This window comes from Massilia sp. BHUDP2 (assembly GCF_046236355.1).
Taxonomy (GTDB): Bacteria; Pseudomonadota; Gammaproteobacteria; order Burkholderiales; family Burkholderiaceae_D; genus Telluria; species Telluria varians.
This window is the reverse complement of record NZ_JBJUVW010000002.1, coordinates 228,336-245,569: the sequence shown is the minus strand read 5'-3', so window position 1 is coordinate 245,569 and position 17,234 is coordinate 228,336. Positions and strand designations below refer to the sequence as shown.

Genomic DNA, 17,234 nt, shown 5'->3' with positions numbered 1-17,234 from the left:
AGATCAAGCCGCCGCGGTCAAGGCCTGCTTGCCCAGCCACTCCTGCAGCGCTTCCGGCGACAGCGGCCGCGAGTACAGGAAGCCCTGCGCCAGCGGGCAGCCCAGCGTGCGCAGGATGTGCGCCTGGCGCTCGTCCTCGACCCCTTCCGCGATGACCGACAGGCCCAGGTTGCGGCCCAGCTGGATCACCATTTCCGCAATGCTGCTGCCGCGCGCCGAGCCCGTGATCTCGGTCACAAAAGTGCGGTCGATCTTCAGGCGGTCGACCTGCAGGCGCTGCAGGTGCGACAGCGAGGAAAAGCCGGTGCCGAAATCGTCGATCGCGATCGACACGCCGGTGCGCTTGACCTGGGCCAGCTTTTCGACGAGCAGCGCCGGCTCTTCCATGGCCATCGATTCGGTGATTTCCAGCTCCACGAATTCGGGCGGCGCCTTCGTCACATCCAGCGCGCGGCGCAGCATGTCCACGAATTGCGGGTGGCGGAACTGCACCTGCGAGACGTTCACCGACATCGTGAAATCCAGGTGCCCGCTGGCGCGCAGGCGCACCAGCTCGAGCAAGGCCTGGCGCAGCACCCACTCGCCGATGTCGACGATCAGGCCCGAGTACTCGGCGATCGGGATGAAGCGGTCCGGCCCCACCAGGCGCCCGTCCTCGGTGCGCCAGCGCAGCAGCGCCTCGGCGCCGAAGGGCCGGTTGCTGCCCAGGTCGACCTGCGGCTGGTAGGCCAGGAACAGTTCGCCGCGCTGGAAACCGCTGCGCAGCGCGTGCATCATGCGCACGCGTTCGCGGATCTCCACGCCCATGCTTCGAGAAAAGTAGAAGTGTCCGGCGCGCTGCTGCGACTTGGCGCGCTTGAGCGCGATGTCGGCATCCTTCAGCGCATCGGCGCCGCTGCCGTCGTGCTCGGCGAGCCGCACCAGGCCGAGCGTGGCGGAGACCTGCACGTCCTGGCCGTCGATGTGGAAGGGGACGCGGAACAGCGCCTGGATCGCACCCGGCTGCACCGCGCCGGCCTCGCCCAGCACGCAGAAGATGTCGCCGCCGATCCGTGCGATCTCCAGGCGCGGGTCGAGCCGGGACTTCAGGCGCTTGCCGACCGCCACCAGCAGCAGGTCGCCGAAATGGTGGCCCAGCGCGTCATTGGTCTCGGCGAAGTGGTCGAGGTCGACGAGGGCGAGCGTCGCCGTGCCGCGCTCGGGCCCGGCCAGCAGGGCGTCGATCAGCTCGACCAGGCGGGTGCGGTTCGGCAGGCCGGTGAGCTGGTCGCGAAACGCGGCCTGGTTCAGGTGCGTGACCAGTTCGACGTTATCGAGGCCGACCGCCACCACGCTGGCGAACACCTCGAGCAGGCGGCGCTCCAGGTCGCCGAGCTGGCGTTCGAAGGGAATGCAGGCGGCGAAATCGCGGCCGGCCTTGCCGGGGAAGTGGAGCGACAGCCAGCCGTCCGCCTCGAGGCCGCTGCGCGCGCCCAGGGTGCGGCCGGCCACCTCGGCCAGCCTCGGGTAGCGCTGCGGGCTCAGTTCGCGGCCCTCGAGCCGCGCATGGTCGCCGGCCGCGGCCACCACGTGCAGGATGTCGGGGCGGCCCTGGCCGCTCTCGCGCACGCACAGCACGCCGTCGGGCGCCTGGCCGAGCAGGCCGGCGGCCTGGCGCAGCACGCTCTGGGCCACGTCAAGCACGCCGTGCAGGGACATCAGGGAGGCGCCGGCCGAGACGATCCGCTCCAGGCCCGCGCGGCTGGCGTCGAGCGCGCGCAACTGCTGGTAGGAGCGCACCGCGGCGGCCACCGCCGTGTACAGCTTGGTGCGGGTGAGTTCGGACTTGGTACGGTAGTCGTTGATGTCGTAGCCGCGGATGGCCTCGATTTCGGGGGCATAGCCCGGCTGGCCGGTGCGCAGGATGATGCGCACTTCGATCATGCCGAGCTCCTCGCGGATCTGGCGCACCAGCTGCAGGCCGGCATCGGGACGCTCCATCACCACGTCGAGGAGGACGACGGCGATGTCGGGCTGCCGTTCGAGGATGGCGCGCGCCTCGCGCGCCGAATACGCGTGCAGGAACTCGAGCGGGCGGCCCTGCATCTCGACGTTCTTCAGGGCGAAGGTGGTGGTCGAGTGCACGTCGGCATCGTCGTCCACGACCAGGACGCGCCAGGTGGCGTTCGCTGGCGCGGGCGTGGACAGGTCGGCCTCGTCGGCGAAGACCAGGTCGTCTCTGTCGCCGCTCGCTTGCGTCAAGGTGCCCATGGGCGGCATAGGGGCAGACATGCTACATCTCCAGTTGGCTGGTCTTTTTGATGTGCTCAGTATATATGCAATTGCCAATATGGAAGCCTTGGAAGGGCCCTACGCAGTAGATATGTATCCATAAGGCAACTATCTTCGCACCTAAGGAAGAGGACGGCGACACAAATCGTACTCCGGGGGGCTTCTGACTTGGCGCCGCCATGCTGGTAGAATGACAAACCCACCATTTTGAAAACAGACCCACCATGTCCGGCAACTCCTTCGGCAAGCTGTTCTCCGTAACCACTTTTGGCGAGTCGCACGGCCCGGCCATCGGCTGCGTCATCGACGGCTGCCCGCCCGGCATGGCGCTTTCCGAAGCCGACATCCAGCCCGAGCTCGACCGCCGCAAGCCCGGCACCTCGCGCCACGTGACCCAGCGCCAGGAAGCCGACCGGGTGCAGATCCTGTCGGGCGTGTACCAGGGCGTGACGACCGGCACGCCGATCGCCCTCCTGATTCCCAACGAAGACCAGCGCAGCAAGGACTACGGCAACATCACCGAGACTTTCCGTCCGGGCCATGCCGACTACACTTACTGGCACAAGTACGGCGTGCGCGACCCGCGCGGCGGCGGCCGCTCGTCGGCGCGCCTCACGGCGCCGATCGTCGGCGCCGGCGCGGTGGCCAGGAAATGGCTGCGCGAGCGGCACGGCACCGAATTCTTCGGCTGCATGACCCAGCTGGGCGACATCGCAGTGCCGTTCCAGTCGTTCGACCACGTGCATGCGAATCCCTTCTTCGCCGCGACCGCGGACGCCGATCTCCTGGCGCGCATGGAAGCGGCGATGGACGAACTGCGCCGCGCCGGCGACTCGATCGGCGCGCGCATCGACGTGGTGGCGCGCGGCGTGCCGGTCGGCTGGGGCCAGCCGATCTACGACAAGCTCGACGCCGACATCGCCTACGCGATGATGGGGATTAACGCGGTCAAGGGCGTCGAGATCGGCGCCGGCTTCGCCTCGGTGGCGCAGAAGGGTTCGGAGCATGGCGACGAACTCACGCCCGAGGGTTTTGTGGGCAACAATGCGGGTGGGGTGCTGGGCGGGATCTCGACCGGCCAGGACATTACGGTCTCGATCGCGATCAAGCCGACCTCGTCGATCCGCACGCCGCGCCGCTCGATCGACAAGGACGGCAATCCGGTCATGGTCGAGACCTTCGGCCGCCACGACCCCTGCGTGGGCATCCGCGCGACGCCGATCGCCGAGGCGATGCTGGCGCTGGTGCTGATCGACCATGCGCTGATGCACCGGGCGCAGTGCGGGGATGTGAAGGTAGGAACGCCGAAACTCGGCTAAGACGTGGTGACGGGCGCCGCCGGCGCCCGCGGCGCGGCGCTTACACCCGCGTCGCCACCGCCTCGACCTGGTGGCGCCGCTCCACCGTGCGCACCACCAGCCCGCGCAGGTCGTTCAGCAGCGAGAACTCGGTCTGGCTCAGCACCACCTGCGGGAAGCTGTCGTCCCATTCGCCATAGATGAAGCCGGCCGGCTGCCCGTGGGCGCACAGCGGGATCACGACGAAGCAGCGCGCCTCGCTCAGCGTGCCTTTCCACCAGCCCGGCAGCTTGGCGGCGAACTTGGGGTCCTGGGCATTCTCGATGAAGATCACGCGGTCGCTTCCCAGCGCCGCATGGAACACGTTCGGCTCGTAGGCGTCGTCGAACACCAGGTTCGGCAGCAGCGCCTTGCTGCCTTCGCCCAGGCCGAGGCGGGCGCAATAGCGGCCCTCGTGGCGGTTGCGCAAGAAGGCGAACGAGCGGGTGAAGGACAGGCCCTTGTGGATGGTCTCCAGGGCCATCGACATCATCTGGCCCGGCGTCGCGCCGCTGCCTGCGTCGCGCATGTCGGTCACGCCGCTCATCAATACCTTGTTGCCGGCCATGCGCTTGCGGGTCGCGGCCACCAGCTTGGCGCGCTTCTCGGCCGGCTTGGCCAGCGGGGCGATGCTCAGGTCCGAGGCGGCGGTCGTGCGCGCCTTGTCGATCGCGCCCAGCAGCCCGGTCGCTTCCACGCCCAGCATCGGGGCGAAGCTCTCGGCCAGGGCCGCCACGCGGCTCGCCGCCGCATCGTCGTCGTGCCACAGGGCCTCGGCGGCCTGGGTCGACATGGTGCCGAGCGCCGCCAGCCAGTCGTCATGGCCGAACTCCGCGCCGCGCTCGCCCGGTTCGACGCGGCGCATGCCGGCCACCAGGTTGCGCGGCAGGCCCCAGTGCTCGGCGGTGGCGCGGCCGATCTCTTCCAGCGACAGGCCGAGCACGGATTCGGCCGCCAGCTCTTCGCGTCCGGCACCGCCCGCTTCGCGCAGCTGGGTCCAGCGTTCCGGCATGTAGAAGGTGACCATCATGCGGCCCAGCGAGTGCAGGATCGAGCATACCACCGCTTCCTCGGGGTCGCGCGAGACCGCGCTGGCCGCCACCTGCTGGGCCACCATGCCGGCCAGCACCGCCTTTTCCATCTCGATGTGGGCGGTCTCGGTGTCCGGCGTCGACTTGGCCAGTTCCTCGATCAGTTTCAGGCCCAGCGCCAGGTGACCGATGGCATCGGTGCCGAGCACCAGCACGGCTTTCGAGACCGTGTTGATGCGCTGGCCGAAGGCCGAGTACATGCCGCTGTTGGCCAGGCGCAGCACCTTCTGGGTCAGGACCGGGTCCGACAGCACCGTCTGGGTCATCGAGAACTCGCGCTCGTCCTCGCCGCGCATGGAGGCCAGGATGGCGTTGATGGCCTTGGTGAAGCCCGGCATGTCGCCCTGCCGGCGGATGCGTTCCCACAGCAGGGACAGGGTGGCTTCGGCACGGGGCGAGCGCGGGGTGTCGGAAAGAAGGGTCATGGTCGGATCGCCCGGAAATCGTGCGGCAGTAATTCGGTGTAAAGATTTTCTTTCAGCGCGGTCAGGGCCACGTGGGCCGGCATCGGTTTGCCGGTCAGGTAGCCCTGCACGTACTGGCAACCCAGAGCGTCCAGCCAGGCCAGCTGCGCTTCGGTCTCGACCCCTTCGGCCACCACCGACAGGTCGAGGTGCTTGGCCAGGTCGAGCACCGCGTTGCAGATCGCGGCGTCCTTCTCGGCGCCCGGCAGGTCCTTCACGAAGGCGCGGTCGACCTTCAGCACCGAGATCGGGAAGCGCTTCAGGTAGGCCAGGCTCGAATAGCCGGTGCCGAAGTCGTCGATGGCGATGCGGGCGCCGCGTTCGGCCATCTTGACCAGTACCGACTCGGCGTGGACCGGGTCGACCATCAGCGTGCCTTCGGTGATCTCGAGCACCAGCTTGCTGCCCGGCGTGCCGGACAGGGCCAGCGCATCGTCCAGCACGGTGAGGAACTTGTCGCTCCTGAACTGGCGCGGGCTGATGTTCACCGAGATGTAGAGCTCGCGGCCGGCCGCTTCCTCGAACTGGCGGATCTGCATGCAGGCCGCCTTCAACGCCCAGGCGCCGAGCAGGTTGATCAGGCCGTTGGTCTCGGCGATCGGGATGAAGCGGCCCGGGGGCACCATGCCCAGGGTCGGGTGCTTCCAGCGCATCAGCGTCTCGAAGCCTTCGATGGTGCGGTTGCGGGTATCGACGATCGGCTGGTAGTAGAGCTGGAACTCGCCCTCGCGCACCGCGTTGAACATCGCGGCCTCGAGCGAGATGTCGTGCTCGGGCGGACCCTGGTCGCGCGGGCTGTAGGTGACCGCGCGCGCCTTGCCGGTCTCCTTGGCGCGCGACATGGCGGTGTCGGCCAGGGTCACGAGCTGCACTTCGTCTTCGGCGTGCTCCGGATACACCGACACGCCAATCGAGCCGGCCAGGTAGATGGTGTGGCCGTCGATCTCGAAGGGCGACTGCAGCGCCGCCATCAGGCGCCCTGTGACCAGCTTGATCTGCGCCTCGTTGCTCGACCCCGGCAGCACCGCGACGAATTCGTCGCCGCCGACCCGCGCCAGGGTGTCGCTGTCGCGCAGCGTCCGGCGCAGGCGTCCGGCGGCCATGCGCAGCACCGCGTCGCCGACCGCGTGCCCGAGGCCGTCGTTGACCTTCTTGAAGCCGTCCAGGCCGATGGTGGCGACCGCGAAGCCCTGGCCGGAGCGGCGCGCATTGGCGATCACCATGCGGATACGGTCCGACAGCAGCACCCGGTTCGGCAGCTCGGTGAGCGAATCGTGGGTCGCCATGTGGCGCAGGCGTTCTTCGGTGGCGTGCTGGGCCGACATGTCGCGGCCGACCACGAGCAGCGGAGCATCGTCGCCGGAGGTGATCAATGCGATGCGCAGTTCGAACCAGATGTCGCGTTCGTTGCAGCGAAAGCGCGCCTCGACCAGCGCCGGGTCGCCGCTGGCGGCGGCATGGGCGAGGGCATGCTTCAGCGCCTGCTGGTCGACGTCATGGACCAGCGAGACCAGGGGCCGGCCGCCCGTGTCCACGCCGGTCAGGGTCAGCGCCCGGCGACTGGCGGCGCGCACCTGGCCGCCGAGGGTCACGCGCAGCACGATGTCGCCGGCCGCTTCGAGCAGGCTGTCAAGCAGCGACGGCGGCTGCTTGCGCGGCTCGAATTTTGCGGCGGTGGAACTGGTGTGCATTCTTGAATGTCTGCCTTGTTGTTGCTCGCACGCTGACCTGCCACGTGTAAATCGTGCAAGTCTACCAAACCCAGTGTGACTGTAGCATCGAAAGATTCCGAAAGGCATTAAAAATCACAAGTGCCGGTCTGGTTTTGTTCGTGCTTGCGCTGCCGCAGCGGCTTGCCTTCACAAGCCCTTTACGTTAGCGTTATTGCTGTTGAAGCAAGTTAACCATACTACTATTGTCGCCGATTATTGCTATGCAGCAAATTACTCGATGATTATTGCTTGTGAGTTGATGTTGAGTTGCAACACTTGGTCGCGGCCCAGTTCTCTTTAACGGAAGAAAGAGCAAAAAATGAAGCCCTTCGACAGTTCCTTCGATACCCATGAGGTGCTGAACCAGGCCACACCCTTCGCGGACGTGAACCTGTTTCGCTGCGACCCGGCCCTGCGCGAGGCGGTCGAACGCGAGGGAGCGGGCTGGGCCGGCGCGGCGCTGGACAGCCTGGGCGCCGAGCTCGGCCGCGCCGAGATCCTCGACCTGGCGCGCCTGGCCAACGCCTACGGGCCGCGCCTGGTGAGCCATGACCGCATGGGCAACCGGATCGACGAAATCGAGTTCCATCCGGCCTGGCATCGCTTGATGTCGCTGCTGATCGGGGCCGGCGCCCATTCCGCACCCTGGCTCGACCCGCGCCCGGGCGCCCAGGTGGCGCGCGCCGCCCAGTATCTGCTGTTCGGCCAGGTGGAGAACGGCGCCCAGTGCCCGGTGACGATGACCTTTGCCTCGGTGCCGGCGCTGCGCCGCGTGCCGGCCCTGGCGGCCACCTGGCTGCCGAAGATCCTGTCGAACAACTACGACCCGCGCTCGCTGCCGGTCGCCCACAAGCGCGGCGCACTGGTGGGCATGGGCATGACCGAGAAGCAGGGCGGCAGCGACGTGCGCGCCAACACCACGCGTGCCGAACCGATCTTGCCGGGCGAGGCGAACGCGCGCTTCGGCGCCGAAGGCGAGGGCGCCTGGCGCATCGTCGGCCACAAATGGTTCTTCTCGGTGCCGCAGTCCGACGCCCACCTGATCCTGGCGCAGACCGATGAGGCTGGCAGCGCGGGTCTGAGCTGCTTCTTCGTGCCGCGCTACCTGCCGGACGGCAGCCGCAACCCGATCCGCGTGCAGCGCCTGAAGGACAAGCTGGGCAACCGCTCGAATGCTTCCTCGGAGGTGGAATTCCAGGGCGCGGTCGGGTGGATGGTCGGCGCGCCGGGGCGCGGCATCCCCACCATCCTCGAGATGGGCGGCTATACCCGGCTCGATTGCGTGCTCGGCAGCGCCGGCATCATGCGCGCGGCGCTGTGCCATGCGCTGCACCACGCGCGCGGGCGCAGCGTCTTCGGGCGCGTCCTCAGCGAGCAGCCCCTGATGCAGAACGTGCTGGCCGACCTGGCGCTCGAATCCGAAGCCGCCACCGCCTTTGCCCTGCGCCTGGCGCGCTGCTTCGACCAGGCCGACGATCCGGCGCAAGCCCTGCTGGCACGCATCCTGACCCCGGCCGGCAAGTACTGGATCTGCAAGCGCGGCCCGGCCTTCGGGGCCGAGGCGATGGAGGTCATGGGCGGTAACGGCTACGTCGAGGACGGTCCCCTGGCGCGCATTTACCGCGAACTTCCGGTCAACTCGATCTGGGAAGGCTCGGGCAACGTGATGTGCCTCGATGTGCTGCGCGCGCTCGGCAAGTCGCTGCCCGAGGCGCGCGCGGCGCTGGCCGCCGAGCTGGAACCGGCACGGGGCCTGGACGGGCGCTTCGATGCCTATGCCGCCCGCCTGCTCGACGAGCTGCAGGCCCAGGCCGCGATCGAATCCGGCGCGCGGCGCCTGGCCGAGCGGCTGGTGCTGGCGGTGCAGGGCGCGCTGCTGCTGCGCCATGCGCCGGGCTACGTGGCGGATGCTTTCGTGGCCTCGCGCATCGCGTGCGAACCGGGCGGCGCCTTCGGGCGGCTGCCGGCATCCAGCGACTGCGGCGCGATCCTGGCGCGGGCGCTGGCGACGGGGTAAACAGGGCGAGAAAACACAGCGCTGTACGGTTTCTTGTCGAAATGTGCAGAAAAAAGGGACAAACAGGCGCGCGGCTGGGATAATGCCGGTCCAAGAGCCTCACACCAACACGTTCGATATCGACCATGAAACAAGATCCGCGCTTTCCCAACCTCTTCATCCTGAACCACCCGCTCATCCAGCACAAGCTGTCGCACATGCGCGAGCACGATACGTCCACGCGCACCTTCCGCGAACTGCTGCGCGAGCTTACGCTCTTGATGGGGTACGAGATCACGCGTGACCTGCCGCTGACCACCCGCACCGTGCAGACCCCGCTGGTGACGATCGAGGCGCCGGTCATCGCCGGCAAGAAGCTGGCGATCGTGCCGATCCTGCGCGCCGGCATCGGCATGAGCGACGGCCTGCTGGAACTGGTGCCCTCGGCGCGTGTCGGCCACATCGGCGTGTTCCGCGACCCGGACACCCACGAGCCGGTCGAGTACCTGGTGCGCCTGCCGGACACCAACGAGCGCACCTTCATCCTGTGCGACCCGATGATCGCGACCGGCAATTCGGCGGTCCATGCCGTCGACGTGCTCAAGAAGCGCGGCGTGCCGAGCGAGCAGATCCTGTTCCTGGCCCTGGTGGCCGCGCCGGAAGGGATCGAGGTGTTCCAGAAGTCGCATCCGGACGTGAAGGTCTACGTCGCCTCGCTCGATTCGCACCTGAACGAGGACGCCTACATCGTGCCGGGCCTGGGCGATGCCGGCGACCGCATCTTCGGCACCAAGTAAGCACGGCACCGGGAGGAGAGCGGGCATGCACGCGGCGGACCAGCAGTTCTTCTCGCGCCTGGCGACGGCGAACGCCGGCTTTGCCAGCCGGCTGCCGGCAACCCTCGAGCGCATCCGGCTGCTGGGCGCCGGGCTCGATCCCGCGCAACCGGGGGCGGGCGCCGCCGAACTGCAGGCCATGCTGCATACCATGGCCGGCTCCGCCGTCACCTTCGGCTACCGCGGCCTCGGCCAGCATGCGCGCCTGCTGGAGCAGCGCCTGCGCGTGCTGACCGCCTTCGAAGCCGTCGCCGCCAGCGACTGGGCCGCCTGGGTCGGCGAACTGCTGCAGTTCGTGGACGCGGCGCGGCGCGATCCGCGCGGCCTGGCCTGATCCCTTCGCGCCCCACGCGCTCGCGCCGGCGCTAGCCGGTTTGCGGCTTCCTTGTAATGCGTAATCGCAATGAATCATCGCAGAATCGTTTGATGCCGCGCAAATTTGCGGCCACTCGATGGCCTATATTTCCCTACTGCCGAATCAAAAACAGGCCCGTAAGAGTTGAAAATGAGAATTTTTATGGGAATTGTTGCGGATATCCGCTTTTTTACAGCGCAAAATGGGTGTTCCGCCGTTTTTATTCGGTATAATGCGGGATCGTTGGGTTGTAGGTAGTAGTGCAGTCTGTCTGTCATTCCTTTCTTGCTTCTTCAAACGATCTTAAACGGGCGCAAGCCCAACTTAACTGAAATAGGAAATTGTAATGGCAACTGGCATCGTTAAATGGTTCAATGATTCGAAGGGTTTCGGCTTCATCACCCCTGATGAAGGCGGCGAAGATCTGTTCGCACACTTCTCGGCAATCCAGAGCACCGGCTTCAAATCGCTGCAAGAGAACCAGCGCGTTTCGTTCGACGTGACCACTGGCCCGAAGGGCAAGCAGGCCGCGAACATCCAGCCGCTGTAATCGCTCTCCAGCGATAGCAAAAAATCCCCGGATCGCCGGGGATTTTTTTTTGCCTGTTCAGCTCAGGGCGCTACCCGTAGCGCATGATTGGCCCTCATATCCGCCAATACTCCGGCTGAGAATAGCTGCGACGCAAGAAGTCGACGAAAGCACGTATGCGTAAAGGCAAGTGCTGGCGCTGAGCGAATACCGCATAAATGTCATTACCCGGCGCGGCGAATTCGTCCAGCACGGTGCACAGTTCACCCGCGGCGATCTGCGCGCCCACTTCCCACATCGAGCGCCAGGCCAGCCCCTTGCCCGCCAGGGCCCAGGCGTGCAGGACCGCGCCGTCGTTGCACTCCATGTTGCCGCCCACCTTGAGGGTGACCGGCTTGCCCTTGTCGAGGAAGGTCCAGCCGCGCTGGCTGCCTTCGCTGCTGATCGCCAGGCAGTTGTGTTTCGCCAGGTCGGCCAGCACCCGTGGGCGCCCATGGCGCTTCAGGTAGGCCGGCGCGCCGACCACCACGCGGTGGTTGTCGGCCAGCTTGGTGCCGACCAGGTTCGAGTCGGTCAGGCTGGCAATGCGGATCGCCACGTCGACGCCTTCGCCGACCACGTCCACCAGGCGGTCGGTGAGGTTCAGGTTGACGGTCAGCTCGCGGTGCTCGGCCAGGAAAGAGGGCAGCAGGGTCGCCACGTGCTGGCGTCCGAATCCGGCCGGCGCCGACACCAGCAAATGGCCGGTGGCGCGGGCGCTGCGTTCGGCGGCGGCGGATTCGGCCTCCTCGAGTTCGACGAGGATGCGCTGGCAGTCTTCCAGGAAGGCCGCGCCCTCGTCGGTCAGCGCCAGGCGGCGCGTGGTGCGCTGCAGGAGCTTGACGCCGAGGCGCGCTTCGAGCGCATCGAGGCGGCGGCCGATCATGGCCGGGGCGATGCCTTCGGCGCGCGCCGCCGCCGACAGGCTGCCGCGGGCGACCACTTCCACGAAGGTGGAGATCTGCCTGAACTTGTCCATTGTCCTCCCGATTTGATACAAAAACGCACAGATGTAGTGAGAAAATGTATCGTTTAGCTATCTGTAAGTGAATATACTTGATGCTATGACAAACGCCAAGACGCCCTGCATGGGGTGCAGGCGGGCACCCGTTTCCCACTTACAGGAGTTGAGCAATGACGATCGCCACCCCAGACGGCATGCAGATTACCGCCGAGATCAAGCCTGGTTACGAACAGATCCTGACGATCGAGGCCCTCGAGCTGGTCGCGACGCTGTCGCGCGCCTTCGAGCCGCGCCGCCAGCAGTTGCTGGCTGCGCGCGCCGAACGCGCCCGCCGCCTCGACGCGGGCGAGCGTCCCGACTTCCTGCCCGATACCGCGCACATCCGCGAAGGCGACTGGAAGATCGCGCCGATCCCGCAGGCCCTCGCATGCCGCCGTGTGGAGATCACCGGCCCGGTCGAGCGCAAGATGGTCATCAACGCGCTCAATTCCGGCGCGGACAGCTACATGACCGACTTCGAGGATTCGAACACGCCGAACTGGGACAACCAGATCACCGGGCAGCTGAACATGCGCGACGCCGTGCGCCGCAGCATCTCGCTCGAGCAGAACGGCAAGACCTACCAGCTGAACGACAAGGTGGCCACCCTGGTGGTGCGCCCGCGCGGCTGGCACCTGGACGAGAAGCACGTGCTGGTCGACGGCAAGCGGGTCTCGGGCGGCATTTTCGACTTTGCCCTGTTCATGTTCCATAACGCGAAGGAACAGCTGGCGCGCGGCGCCGGCCCGTACTTCTACCTGCCGAAGATGGAATCGCACCATGAGGCGCGGCTGTGGAACGACATCTTCATCATGACCCAGGAAGCGCTCGGCCTGCCGCGCGGCACCATCAAGGCGACCGTGCTGATCGAGACCATCCTGGCGGCCTTCGAGATGGACGAGATCCTGTACGAGCTGCGTGAGCACAGCGCCGGCCTGAACGCGGGACGCTGGGACTACATCTTCTCGTGCATCAAGAAGTTCAAGCTGGACAAGGATTTCTGCCTGGCCGACCGCGCCAAGGTGACGATGACGGCGCCCTTCATGCGCGCCTATGCGCTGCTGCTTCTGAAGACTTGCCACAAGCGCGGGGCGCCGGCGATCGGCGGCATGTCGGCACTGATCCCGATCAAGAACGACCCGGCGAAGAACGAGGTCGCCATGGGCGGCGTGCGGGGCGACAAGGCACGCGATGCCACCGATGGCTACGACGGCGGCTGGGTGGCCCACCCGGGCCTGGTGGACCTGGCGATGAGCGAGTTCGTGAAGGTGCTGGGCGACAAGCCCAACCAGATCGAGAAGCAGCGTCCCGACGTCAGGGTGACGGCGGCCGAACTGCTCGACTTCAAGCCGGAAACGCCGATCACGGAAGAGGGCCTGCGCTACAACATCAACGTCGGCATCCACTACCTCGGCGCCTGGCTGGCCGGCAACGGCTGCGTGCCGATCCATAACCTGATGGAAGACGCCGCGACGGCCGAGATCAGCCGCTCGCAGGTGTGGCAGTGGATTCGTACCCCCAAGGGTGTGCTCGAGGATGGCCGCAAGGTGACGGCCGAGATGGTGCGCGCGATGATTCCGGAAGAGCTGGCCAAGGTGAAGGCGGTGGCGCCGAACGGCGACAATCCGAGCTATGCGCGCGCGGCCGACATCTTCGAGCAGATGTCGACCTCGGATACGTTTGCCGAGTTCCTGACCCTGCCGCTGTACGAAGAAATCTGATGTCCCTACGATGGCCGGCGCGGCCGGCCATCGTGGTCGTTCAAAACACGTTCTTCCACTCGCGCAGCGCCGCGAAGGCCTCCACCGGCGCCGCGCCTTCCTTCAGCCTGCCGGCTTGCACCAGGCTTTTGACGATCCCGGGTTCCGTGTAGCGTAGGAAGGGATTGGTCCCGCGTTCCAGTCCGATGGTCGACGGCACCGTCGGCAAGCGCGTCCCGCGCCGCTCGCTCGCGTCCTTCATGCGCAGGGCAAGTCCCTGGTTGTCCGGTTCGACCGCCTGCGCGAAGCGCAAGTTCGACACCGTGTATTCGTGCGCGCAATAGACCAACGTATCGTCCGGCAGCGCGGCCAGCTTGGCGAGCGAGTCCGCCATCTGCGCCGGCGTCCCTTCGAACAGCCGGCCGCAGCCCCCGGCAAACAGGGTATCGCCGCAGAACAGCCAGTGCGCACCGGGCGTGCGCCGCACATAGGCAATGTGGCCCAGCGTATGGCCCGGCACCTCGAGCACCTCGAGTTCCAGGTCGAGCCCCGGCACCTTGATGCGTTCGCCTTCGCCCAGCGCCTGGGTAATGCCCTCGATGCCGTCATTGCGTGGTCCGAACACCGGAACACTGCCTTGCGCCAACAGGGCAGGCACGCCACCGATATGGTCAGCATGGTGATGGGTGAGTAAAATGGCGGAAAGGGTAAGATGGTGTTCGGCCAGCGTCTCGCGGATGGGGCCGGCATCGCCCGGGTCGACCACTGCTGCATGGATGCCGTCATGGATCACCCACAGGTAATTGTCGTTAAAGGCGGGAACGGTAAGGACCGCAAGGTCCTGGCGTGCTTGACTCGTCATGGTAAATGTGGAGGCTGAAAGGGTGGCATGGACAGCGCGGCATCGGAAAAATCCATTATAGCGCTCGACCACTGGCTGCAATCGCCGGCGGGCGCCTACGTGCGCGCCTTCGAGCAAGCCTGCCTCGACGAGCTCACGGTCGACATCTTCGGCTTCAATGCGCTGCAGATCGGCGTGCCCCAGCTCGACGCGCTGGCGGCCAGCCGCATGCCCAACAAGTGGCAGGCCGCGATCCGCACCTCGACCGCCGACGAACTCGCCTTTGCGGCCGGCGGCCAGCAAATCGCTGTGGCGCTCGACTTCGAAGAGCTGCCCTTCGCCTCGCACAGCATCGACCTGGTGGTGCTGCCGCACGTGCTCGAGTTTGCCGCCGAGCCGCACCAGGTGCTGCGCGAGGTCGAGCGCGTGCTGATCCCGGAAGGGCAACTGATCATCTGCGGCTTCAACCCGGCCAGCCTGTGGGGCATGCGCCAGGGCGTGGGCAGGGTCACGCGCAGCGGCTACCTGCCGGCCTCCGGCGAGTTCATCTCTATGCCGCGCCTGAAGGACTGGTTAAAATTGCTGAATCTCGGCGCCACGCGTAGTCACTTCGGCTGCTACGCGCCGCCGTGCCGGACAGCCCATTGGCTGAGCCGGTTCTCGATGATGGAGTCGGCCGGCCGGCGTTGGTGGCCCTACCTGGGCGCCGTGTACGTGGTCCACGCCATCAAGCGGGTCAAGGGCATGCATATCATCGGACCTGCATGGAACAAGAAAACGAGCAAGCGGCCGGCAGCGGTGCCGGCGGCGAATAGAGAATGAGCGAAGCGAACAACGATACCAAGGTCGAGATTTATACCGACGGCGCCTGCAAGGGCAATCCAGGCACCGGCGGCTGGGGCGCGCTGCTGGTCTCCAATGGCCACGAAAAGGAAATCTTCGGCGGCGAGCCGAACACCACCAACAACCGCATGGAGCTGCGCGCCGTGATCGAGGCGCTGGGCGTGCTGAACCGCCCGTGCCAGGTCGTGCTGCACACCGACAGCCAGTACGTGCAGAAGGGGATTTCGGAATGGATCCACGGCTGGAAGGCGCGCGGCTGGAAGACCTCGACCAAGGAACCGGTGAAGAACGACGACCTGTGGAAGGCGCTCGACCTGGCGCAGCAGCAGCATGCGGTCGAATGGCGCTGGGTGCGCGGCCACAACGGCCATCCGGGCAACGAGCGCGCGGACGTGCTGGCCAACCGCGGCGCGGCCTCGGTGCGTCGCTAATTCGCGTCGGGCGCGCCATCGGGGCCTTCGGCCGGGGCCGCGTTTTGCTATACTGCAATCCGCTTCAACTCACACCCCACGCCCATGCGCCAGATTGTCCTCGATACCGAAACCACCGGCCTGAATCCCCGCACGGGTGACCGCATCATCGAGGTCGGCTGCGTCGAGATCGTCAACCGCAAGCTGACCGGCAATAATTTTCACCGTTATATCAACCCGGAGCGCGACTCGGACGAGGCCGCGCTGGCGGTGCACGGCCTGACCACCGAATTTCTGAGCGACAAGCCGAAGTTCGCCGAGATCGTCGAGGAGCTGCGCGAATACGTGCAGGGCGCCGAAGTCATCATCCACAACGCGCCCTTCGACCTGGGCTTCCTGAACCACGAGTTCCAGCGCCTCGGCCTGCCGCCGTTCACCTCGCACTGCAGCGGCGTGATCGATACCCTGGTGCAGGCCAAGGAACTCCATCCGGGCAAGCGCAACTCGCTGGACGCGCTGTGCGACCGCTACGAAATCTCGAACGCGCACCGCAAGCTGCATGGCGCATTGCTGGACTCGGAGCTGCTGGCGGACGTGTATCTGGCGATGACGCGCGGCCAGAACTCGCTGACCATGGACGTGGCGGTCGAAGCGAGCTCGGGCGGCGAACTGGGCGATGCGGGGCCGCTGGGCGAGATCATCGTGGTGGCAGCCAGTGCCGACGAACTCGCCGCGCACGAAGAAGTCCTGGCCGGCCTGGACAAGAATGTGAAGGGTAGCTGCCTCTGGCGGAATTATTCGCCCGCAGGGGTGACGGCCGAGTGATCCTGTGGCATAATACGCCTCGCTTCGGGAGGTTAGCTCAGGGGTAGAGCACTGCATTCACACTGCAGGGGTCGCAAGTTCGAAACTTGCACTTCCCACCAAGAATTTACTCAAGAAAGACGTTGATTGCGATGGCAGTCAGCGTCTTTTTTGTTTTCACGGCTGTTGCGTCGCGTACGCCCTGAGGTCGGGCGTAATGGTCCAGGCGTACAGGGAATGGTCGCGGATCCGCACGATCTGCTCGGGCGGCCACTGTCCGCCCATGTGGAAGTCGTGCGACACCACGCGGCTGCCCGGGCGCAGCTGGCGCCATAGCTGCGGCATCAACTTCAGGTTCACCTCGAACAGCAAATACAGCATGACCACCGTGGCCGGACTGAAATCGGTCGCGAACAGGTCTGCCTGCTGGAAGCGTACCCGCCGCTCCACGCCGGCACGGCGCGCATTCTCGCGCGCTTCGCGGATGCGCGCGGGATCCAGGTCGATGCCGACGCCGCGTGCGCCATGACGCCGCGCCGCCTCGATCACGATGCGGCCGTCGCCGCAGCCCAGGTCGTAGACGGTGTCGTCGCGGCCGACCCGGCCCAGCGCCAGCATGCGCCGCACCACATCCGGTGGCGTGGAGACATAGGGCACGACCGGCAGCCGCGCAGCCGCGGCGTGCGGGGGCAGGATGAGTGCCGGGACCAATGAGGCACCGGCCAGGGCGGCCGTACCGTGGACCGCGCGGCGGCGCATCGGCGAAGCCGGCGCGCTTGCGGCCTGATTGGGTGGGGAGGGAAGCTGGTCGGGCACGCGGGAACTCCTGGGTGATCGATCGATTCCTCCAAGCTTACCCGATTCGTGCACCGGCGGGCTCAAGCCTTGTGGATGTACGATGACTTCCCTCCAAACGGGAGCGACCAGCGCACCGCTGCTTGAGTTTGAGAGCGGGCTCTGCTATGTTCTTGTGATCAGTCATCGTACAACATTGCTGGGGACC

Annotated in this window: 15 protein-coding genes and 1 tRNA gene; 10 read left to right on the top strand and 6 right to left on the bottom strand. The window is 66.5% G+C overall.

Going from position 1 to position 17,234, the window contains the following annotated elements; all coding sequences use genetic code 11:
- Nucleotides 1-3: 3 nt before the first annotated feature.
- Nucleotides 4-2,271, bottom strand: coding sequence for a putative bifunctional diguanylate cyclase/phosphodiesterase (locus tag ACK6C6_RS11835; RefSeq protein ID WP_409267485.1), 2,268 nt, complete (start codon nt 2,269-2,271; stop codon nt 4-6).
- Between the two features lie 224 nt (nt 2,272-2,495).
- Here ACK6C6_RS11835 and aroC point away from each other — a divergent pair, with 224 nt between their 5' ends.
- The gene (aroC, locus tag ACK6C6_RS11830; RefSeq protein ID WP_209586778.1) at nt 2,496-3,590 is read left to right on the top strand and encodes a chorismate synthase; all 1,095 of its coding nucleotides are present in this window, start codon (nt 2,496-2,498) and stop codon (nt 3,588-3,590) included.
- Nucleotides 3,591-3,630: 40 nt separating this feature from the next.
- On the opposite strand, the gene ACK6C6_RS11825 is transcribed toward aroC, so the two are convergent.
- Entirely contained in the window at nt 3,631-5,124 is a 1,494-nt protein-coding gene (locus tag ACK6C6_RS11825) for an HDOD domain-containing protein (RefSeq protein ID WP_409267484.1), read from the bottom strand.
- A complete protein-coding gene (locus ACK6C6_RS11820) occupies nt 5,121-6,854 on the bottom strand; it encodes a putative bifunctional diguanylate cyclase/phosphodiesterase (protein ID WP_409267483.1) in 1,734 nt (577 codons plus the stop codon). Before ACK6C6_RS11820 ends, ACK6C6_RS11825 begins: the two co-directional genes overlap by 4 nt.
- A gap of 340 nt (nt 6,855-7,194) precedes the next feature.
- On the opposite strand from ACK6C6_RS11820, the gene ACK6C6_RS11815 reads away from it, so the two are divergent.
- The 4 genes from ACK6C6_RS11815 (at nt 7,195) to ACK6C6_RS11800 (ending at nt 10,612) form a co-directional block, all read left to right on the top strand.
- Nucleotides 7,195-8,892, top strand: coding sequence for an isovaleryl-CoA dehydrogenase (locus tag ACK6C6_RS11815; protein WP_409267482.1), 1,698 nt, complete (start codon nt 7,195-7,197; stop codon nt 8,890-8,892).
- A 125-nt stretch (nt 8,893-9,017) separates the two neighbouring features.
- Nucleotides 9,018-9,668 carry a uracil phosphoribosyltransferase gene (upp, locus tag ACK6C6_RS11810; RefSeq protein WP_027867535.1) on the top strand — a complete coding sequence of 217 codons (651 nt, stop codon included), beginning with the start codon at nt 9,018-9,020 and terminating at the stop codon, nt 9,666-9,668.
- Between the two features lie 25 nt (nt 9,669-9,693).
- Nucleotides 9,694-10,041 carry an Hpt domain-containing protein gene (locus ACK6C6_RS11805; protein ID WP_409267481.1) on the top strand — a complete coding sequence of 116 codons (348 nt, stop codon included), beginning with the start codon at nt 9,694-9,696 and terminating at the stop codon, nt 10,039-10,041.
- Nucleotides 10,042-10,408: 367 nt separating this feature from the next.
- A complete protein-coding gene (locus ACK6C6_RS11800; RefSeq protein ID WP_036215636.1) occupies nt 10,409-10,612 on the top strand; it encodes a cold-shock protein in 204 nt (67 codons plus the stop codon).
- Between the two features lie 94 nt (nt 10,613-10,706).
- Here ACK6C6_RS11800 and ACK6C6_RS11795 read toward each other — a convergent pair whose 3' ends face one another.
- A complete protein-coding gene (locus ACK6C6_RS11795) occupies nt 10,707-11,609 on the bottom strand; it encodes a LysR family transcriptional regulator (protein ID WP_036215639.1) in 903 nt (300 codons plus the stop codon).
- Nucleotides 11,610-11,764: 155 nt separating this feature from the next.
- On the opposite strand from ACK6C6_RS11795, the gene aceB reads away from it, so the two are divergent.
- Entirely contained in the window at nt 11,765-13,354 is a 1,590-nt protein-coding gene (gene aceB, locus ACK6C6_RS11790) for a malate synthase A (RefSeq protein WP_409267480.1), read from the top strand.
- A gap of 40 nt (nt 13,355-13,394) precedes the next feature.
- Here the strand turns inward: aceB and gloB are convergent, their stop codons facing one another.
- Nucleotides 13,395-14,195 (bottom strand): hydroxyacylglutathione hydrolase, encoded by an 801-nt coding sequence (gene gloB, locus ACK6C6_RS11785; protein ID WP_409267479.1) that lies wholly within the window; start codon nt 14,193-14,195, stop codon nt 13,395-13,397.
- 27 nt (nt 14,196-14,222) lie between these two features.
- Between gloB and ACK6C6_RS11780 the strand changes: the two genes are divergently transcribed.
- From ACK6C6_RS11780 to ACK6C6_RS11765, 4 genes are all read left to right on the top strand, one after another.
- A complete protein-coding gene (locus ACK6C6_RS11780) occupies nt 14,223-14,996 on the top strand; it encodes a class I SAM-dependent methyltransferase (RefSeq protein ID WP_409267478.1) in 774 nt (257 codons plus the stop codon).
- Nucleotides 14,993-15,448 (top strand): ribonuclease HI, encoded by a 456-nt coding sequence (gene rnhA / locus ACK6C6_RS11775; protein WP_036215649.1) that lies wholly within the window; start codon nt 14,993-14,995, stop codon nt 15,446-15,448. Before ACK6C6_RS11780 ends, rnhA begins: the two co-directional genes overlap by 4 nt.
- An 84-nt stretch (nt 15,449-15,532) precedes the next feature.
- The gene (dnaQ, locus tag ACK6C6_RS11770) at nt 15,533-16,252 is read left to right on the top strand and encodes a DNA polymerase III subunit epsilon (RefSeq protein WP_209586771.1); all 720 of its coding nucleotides are present in this window, start codon (nt 15,533-15,535) and stop codon (nt 16,250-16,252) included.
- A 26-nt stretch (nt 16,253-16,278) separates the two neighbouring features.
- Nucleotides 16,279-16,353, top strand: a tRNA-Val gene (locus ACK6C6_RS11765).
- A 55-nt stretch (nt 16,354-16,408) separates the two neighbouring features.
- Here ACK6C6_RS11765 and ACK6C6_RS11760 read toward each other — a convergent pair.
- Nucleotides 16,409-17,047 carry a class I SAM-dependent methyltransferase gene (locus ACK6C6_RS11760; protein ID WP_409267477.1) on the bottom strand — a complete coding sequence of 213 codons (639 nt, stop codon included), beginning with the start codon at nt 17,045-17,047 and terminating at the stop codon, nt 16,409-16,411.
- Nucleotides 17,048-17,234 lie beyond the last annotated feature (187 nt).

Excerpts from the sequence above, each read along its gene's own strand:
- ACK6C6_RS11815 (WP_409267482.1), top strand. The coding sequence starts at position 7,195 with ATGAAGCCCTTCGACAGTTCCTTCGATACCCATGAGGTGCTGAACCAG.
- ACK6C6_RS11805 (WP_409267481.1), top strand. The coding sequence starts at position 9,694 with ATGCACGCGGCGGACCAGCAGTTCTTCTCGCGCCTGGCGACGGCGAAC.
- ACK6C6_RS11795 (WP_036215639.1), bottom strand. The coding sequence starts at position 11,609 with ATGGACAAGTTCAGGCAGATCTCCACCTTCGTGGAAGTGGTCGCCCGC.
- ACK6C6_RS11780 (WP_409267478.1), top strand. The coding sequence starts at position 14,223 with ATGGACAGCGCGGCATCGGAAAAATCCATTATAGCGCTCGACCACTGG.
- ACK6C6_RS11825 (WP_409267484.1), bottom strand. The coding sequence starts at position 5,124 with ATGACCCTTCTTTCCGACACCCCGCGCTCGCCCCGTGCCGAAGCCACC.
- ACK6C6_RS11820 (WP_409267483.1), bottom strand. The coding sequence starts at position 6,854 with ATGCACACCAGTTCCACCGCCGCAAAATTCGAGCCGCGCAAGCAGCCG.
- ACK6C6_RS11800 (WP_036215636.1), top strand. The coding sequence starts at position 10,409 with ATGGCAACTGGCATCGTTAAATGGTTCAATGATTCGAAGGGTTTCGGC.
- aroC (WP_209586778.1), top strand. The coding sequence starts at position 2,496 with ATGTCCGGCAACTCCTTCGGCAAGCTGTTCTCCGTAACCACTTTTGGC.
- gloB (WP_409267479.1), bottom strand. The coding sequence starts at position 14,195 with ATGACGAGTCAAGCACGCCAGGACCTTGCGGTCCTTACCGTTCCCGCC.
- dnaQ (WP_209586771.1), top strand. The coding sequence starts at position 15,533 with ATGCGCCAGATTGTCCTCGATACCGAAACCACCGGCCTGAATCCCCGC.
- upp (WP_027867535.1), top strand. The coding sequence starts at position 9,018 with ATGAAACAAGATCCGCGCTTTCCCAACCTCTTCATCCTGAACCACCCG.
- ACK6C6_RS11835 (WP_409267485.1), bottom strand. The coding sequence starts at position 2,271 with ATGTCTGCCCCTATGCCGCCCATGGGCACCTTGACGCAAGCGAGCGGC.
- aceB (WP_409267480.1), top strand. The coding sequence starts at position 11,765 with ATGACGATCGCCACCCCAGACGGCATGCAGATTACCGCCGAGATCAAG.
- rnhA (WP_036215649.1), top strand. The coding sequence starts at position 14,993 with ATGAGCGAAGCGAACAACGATACCAAGGTCGAGATTTATACCGACGGC.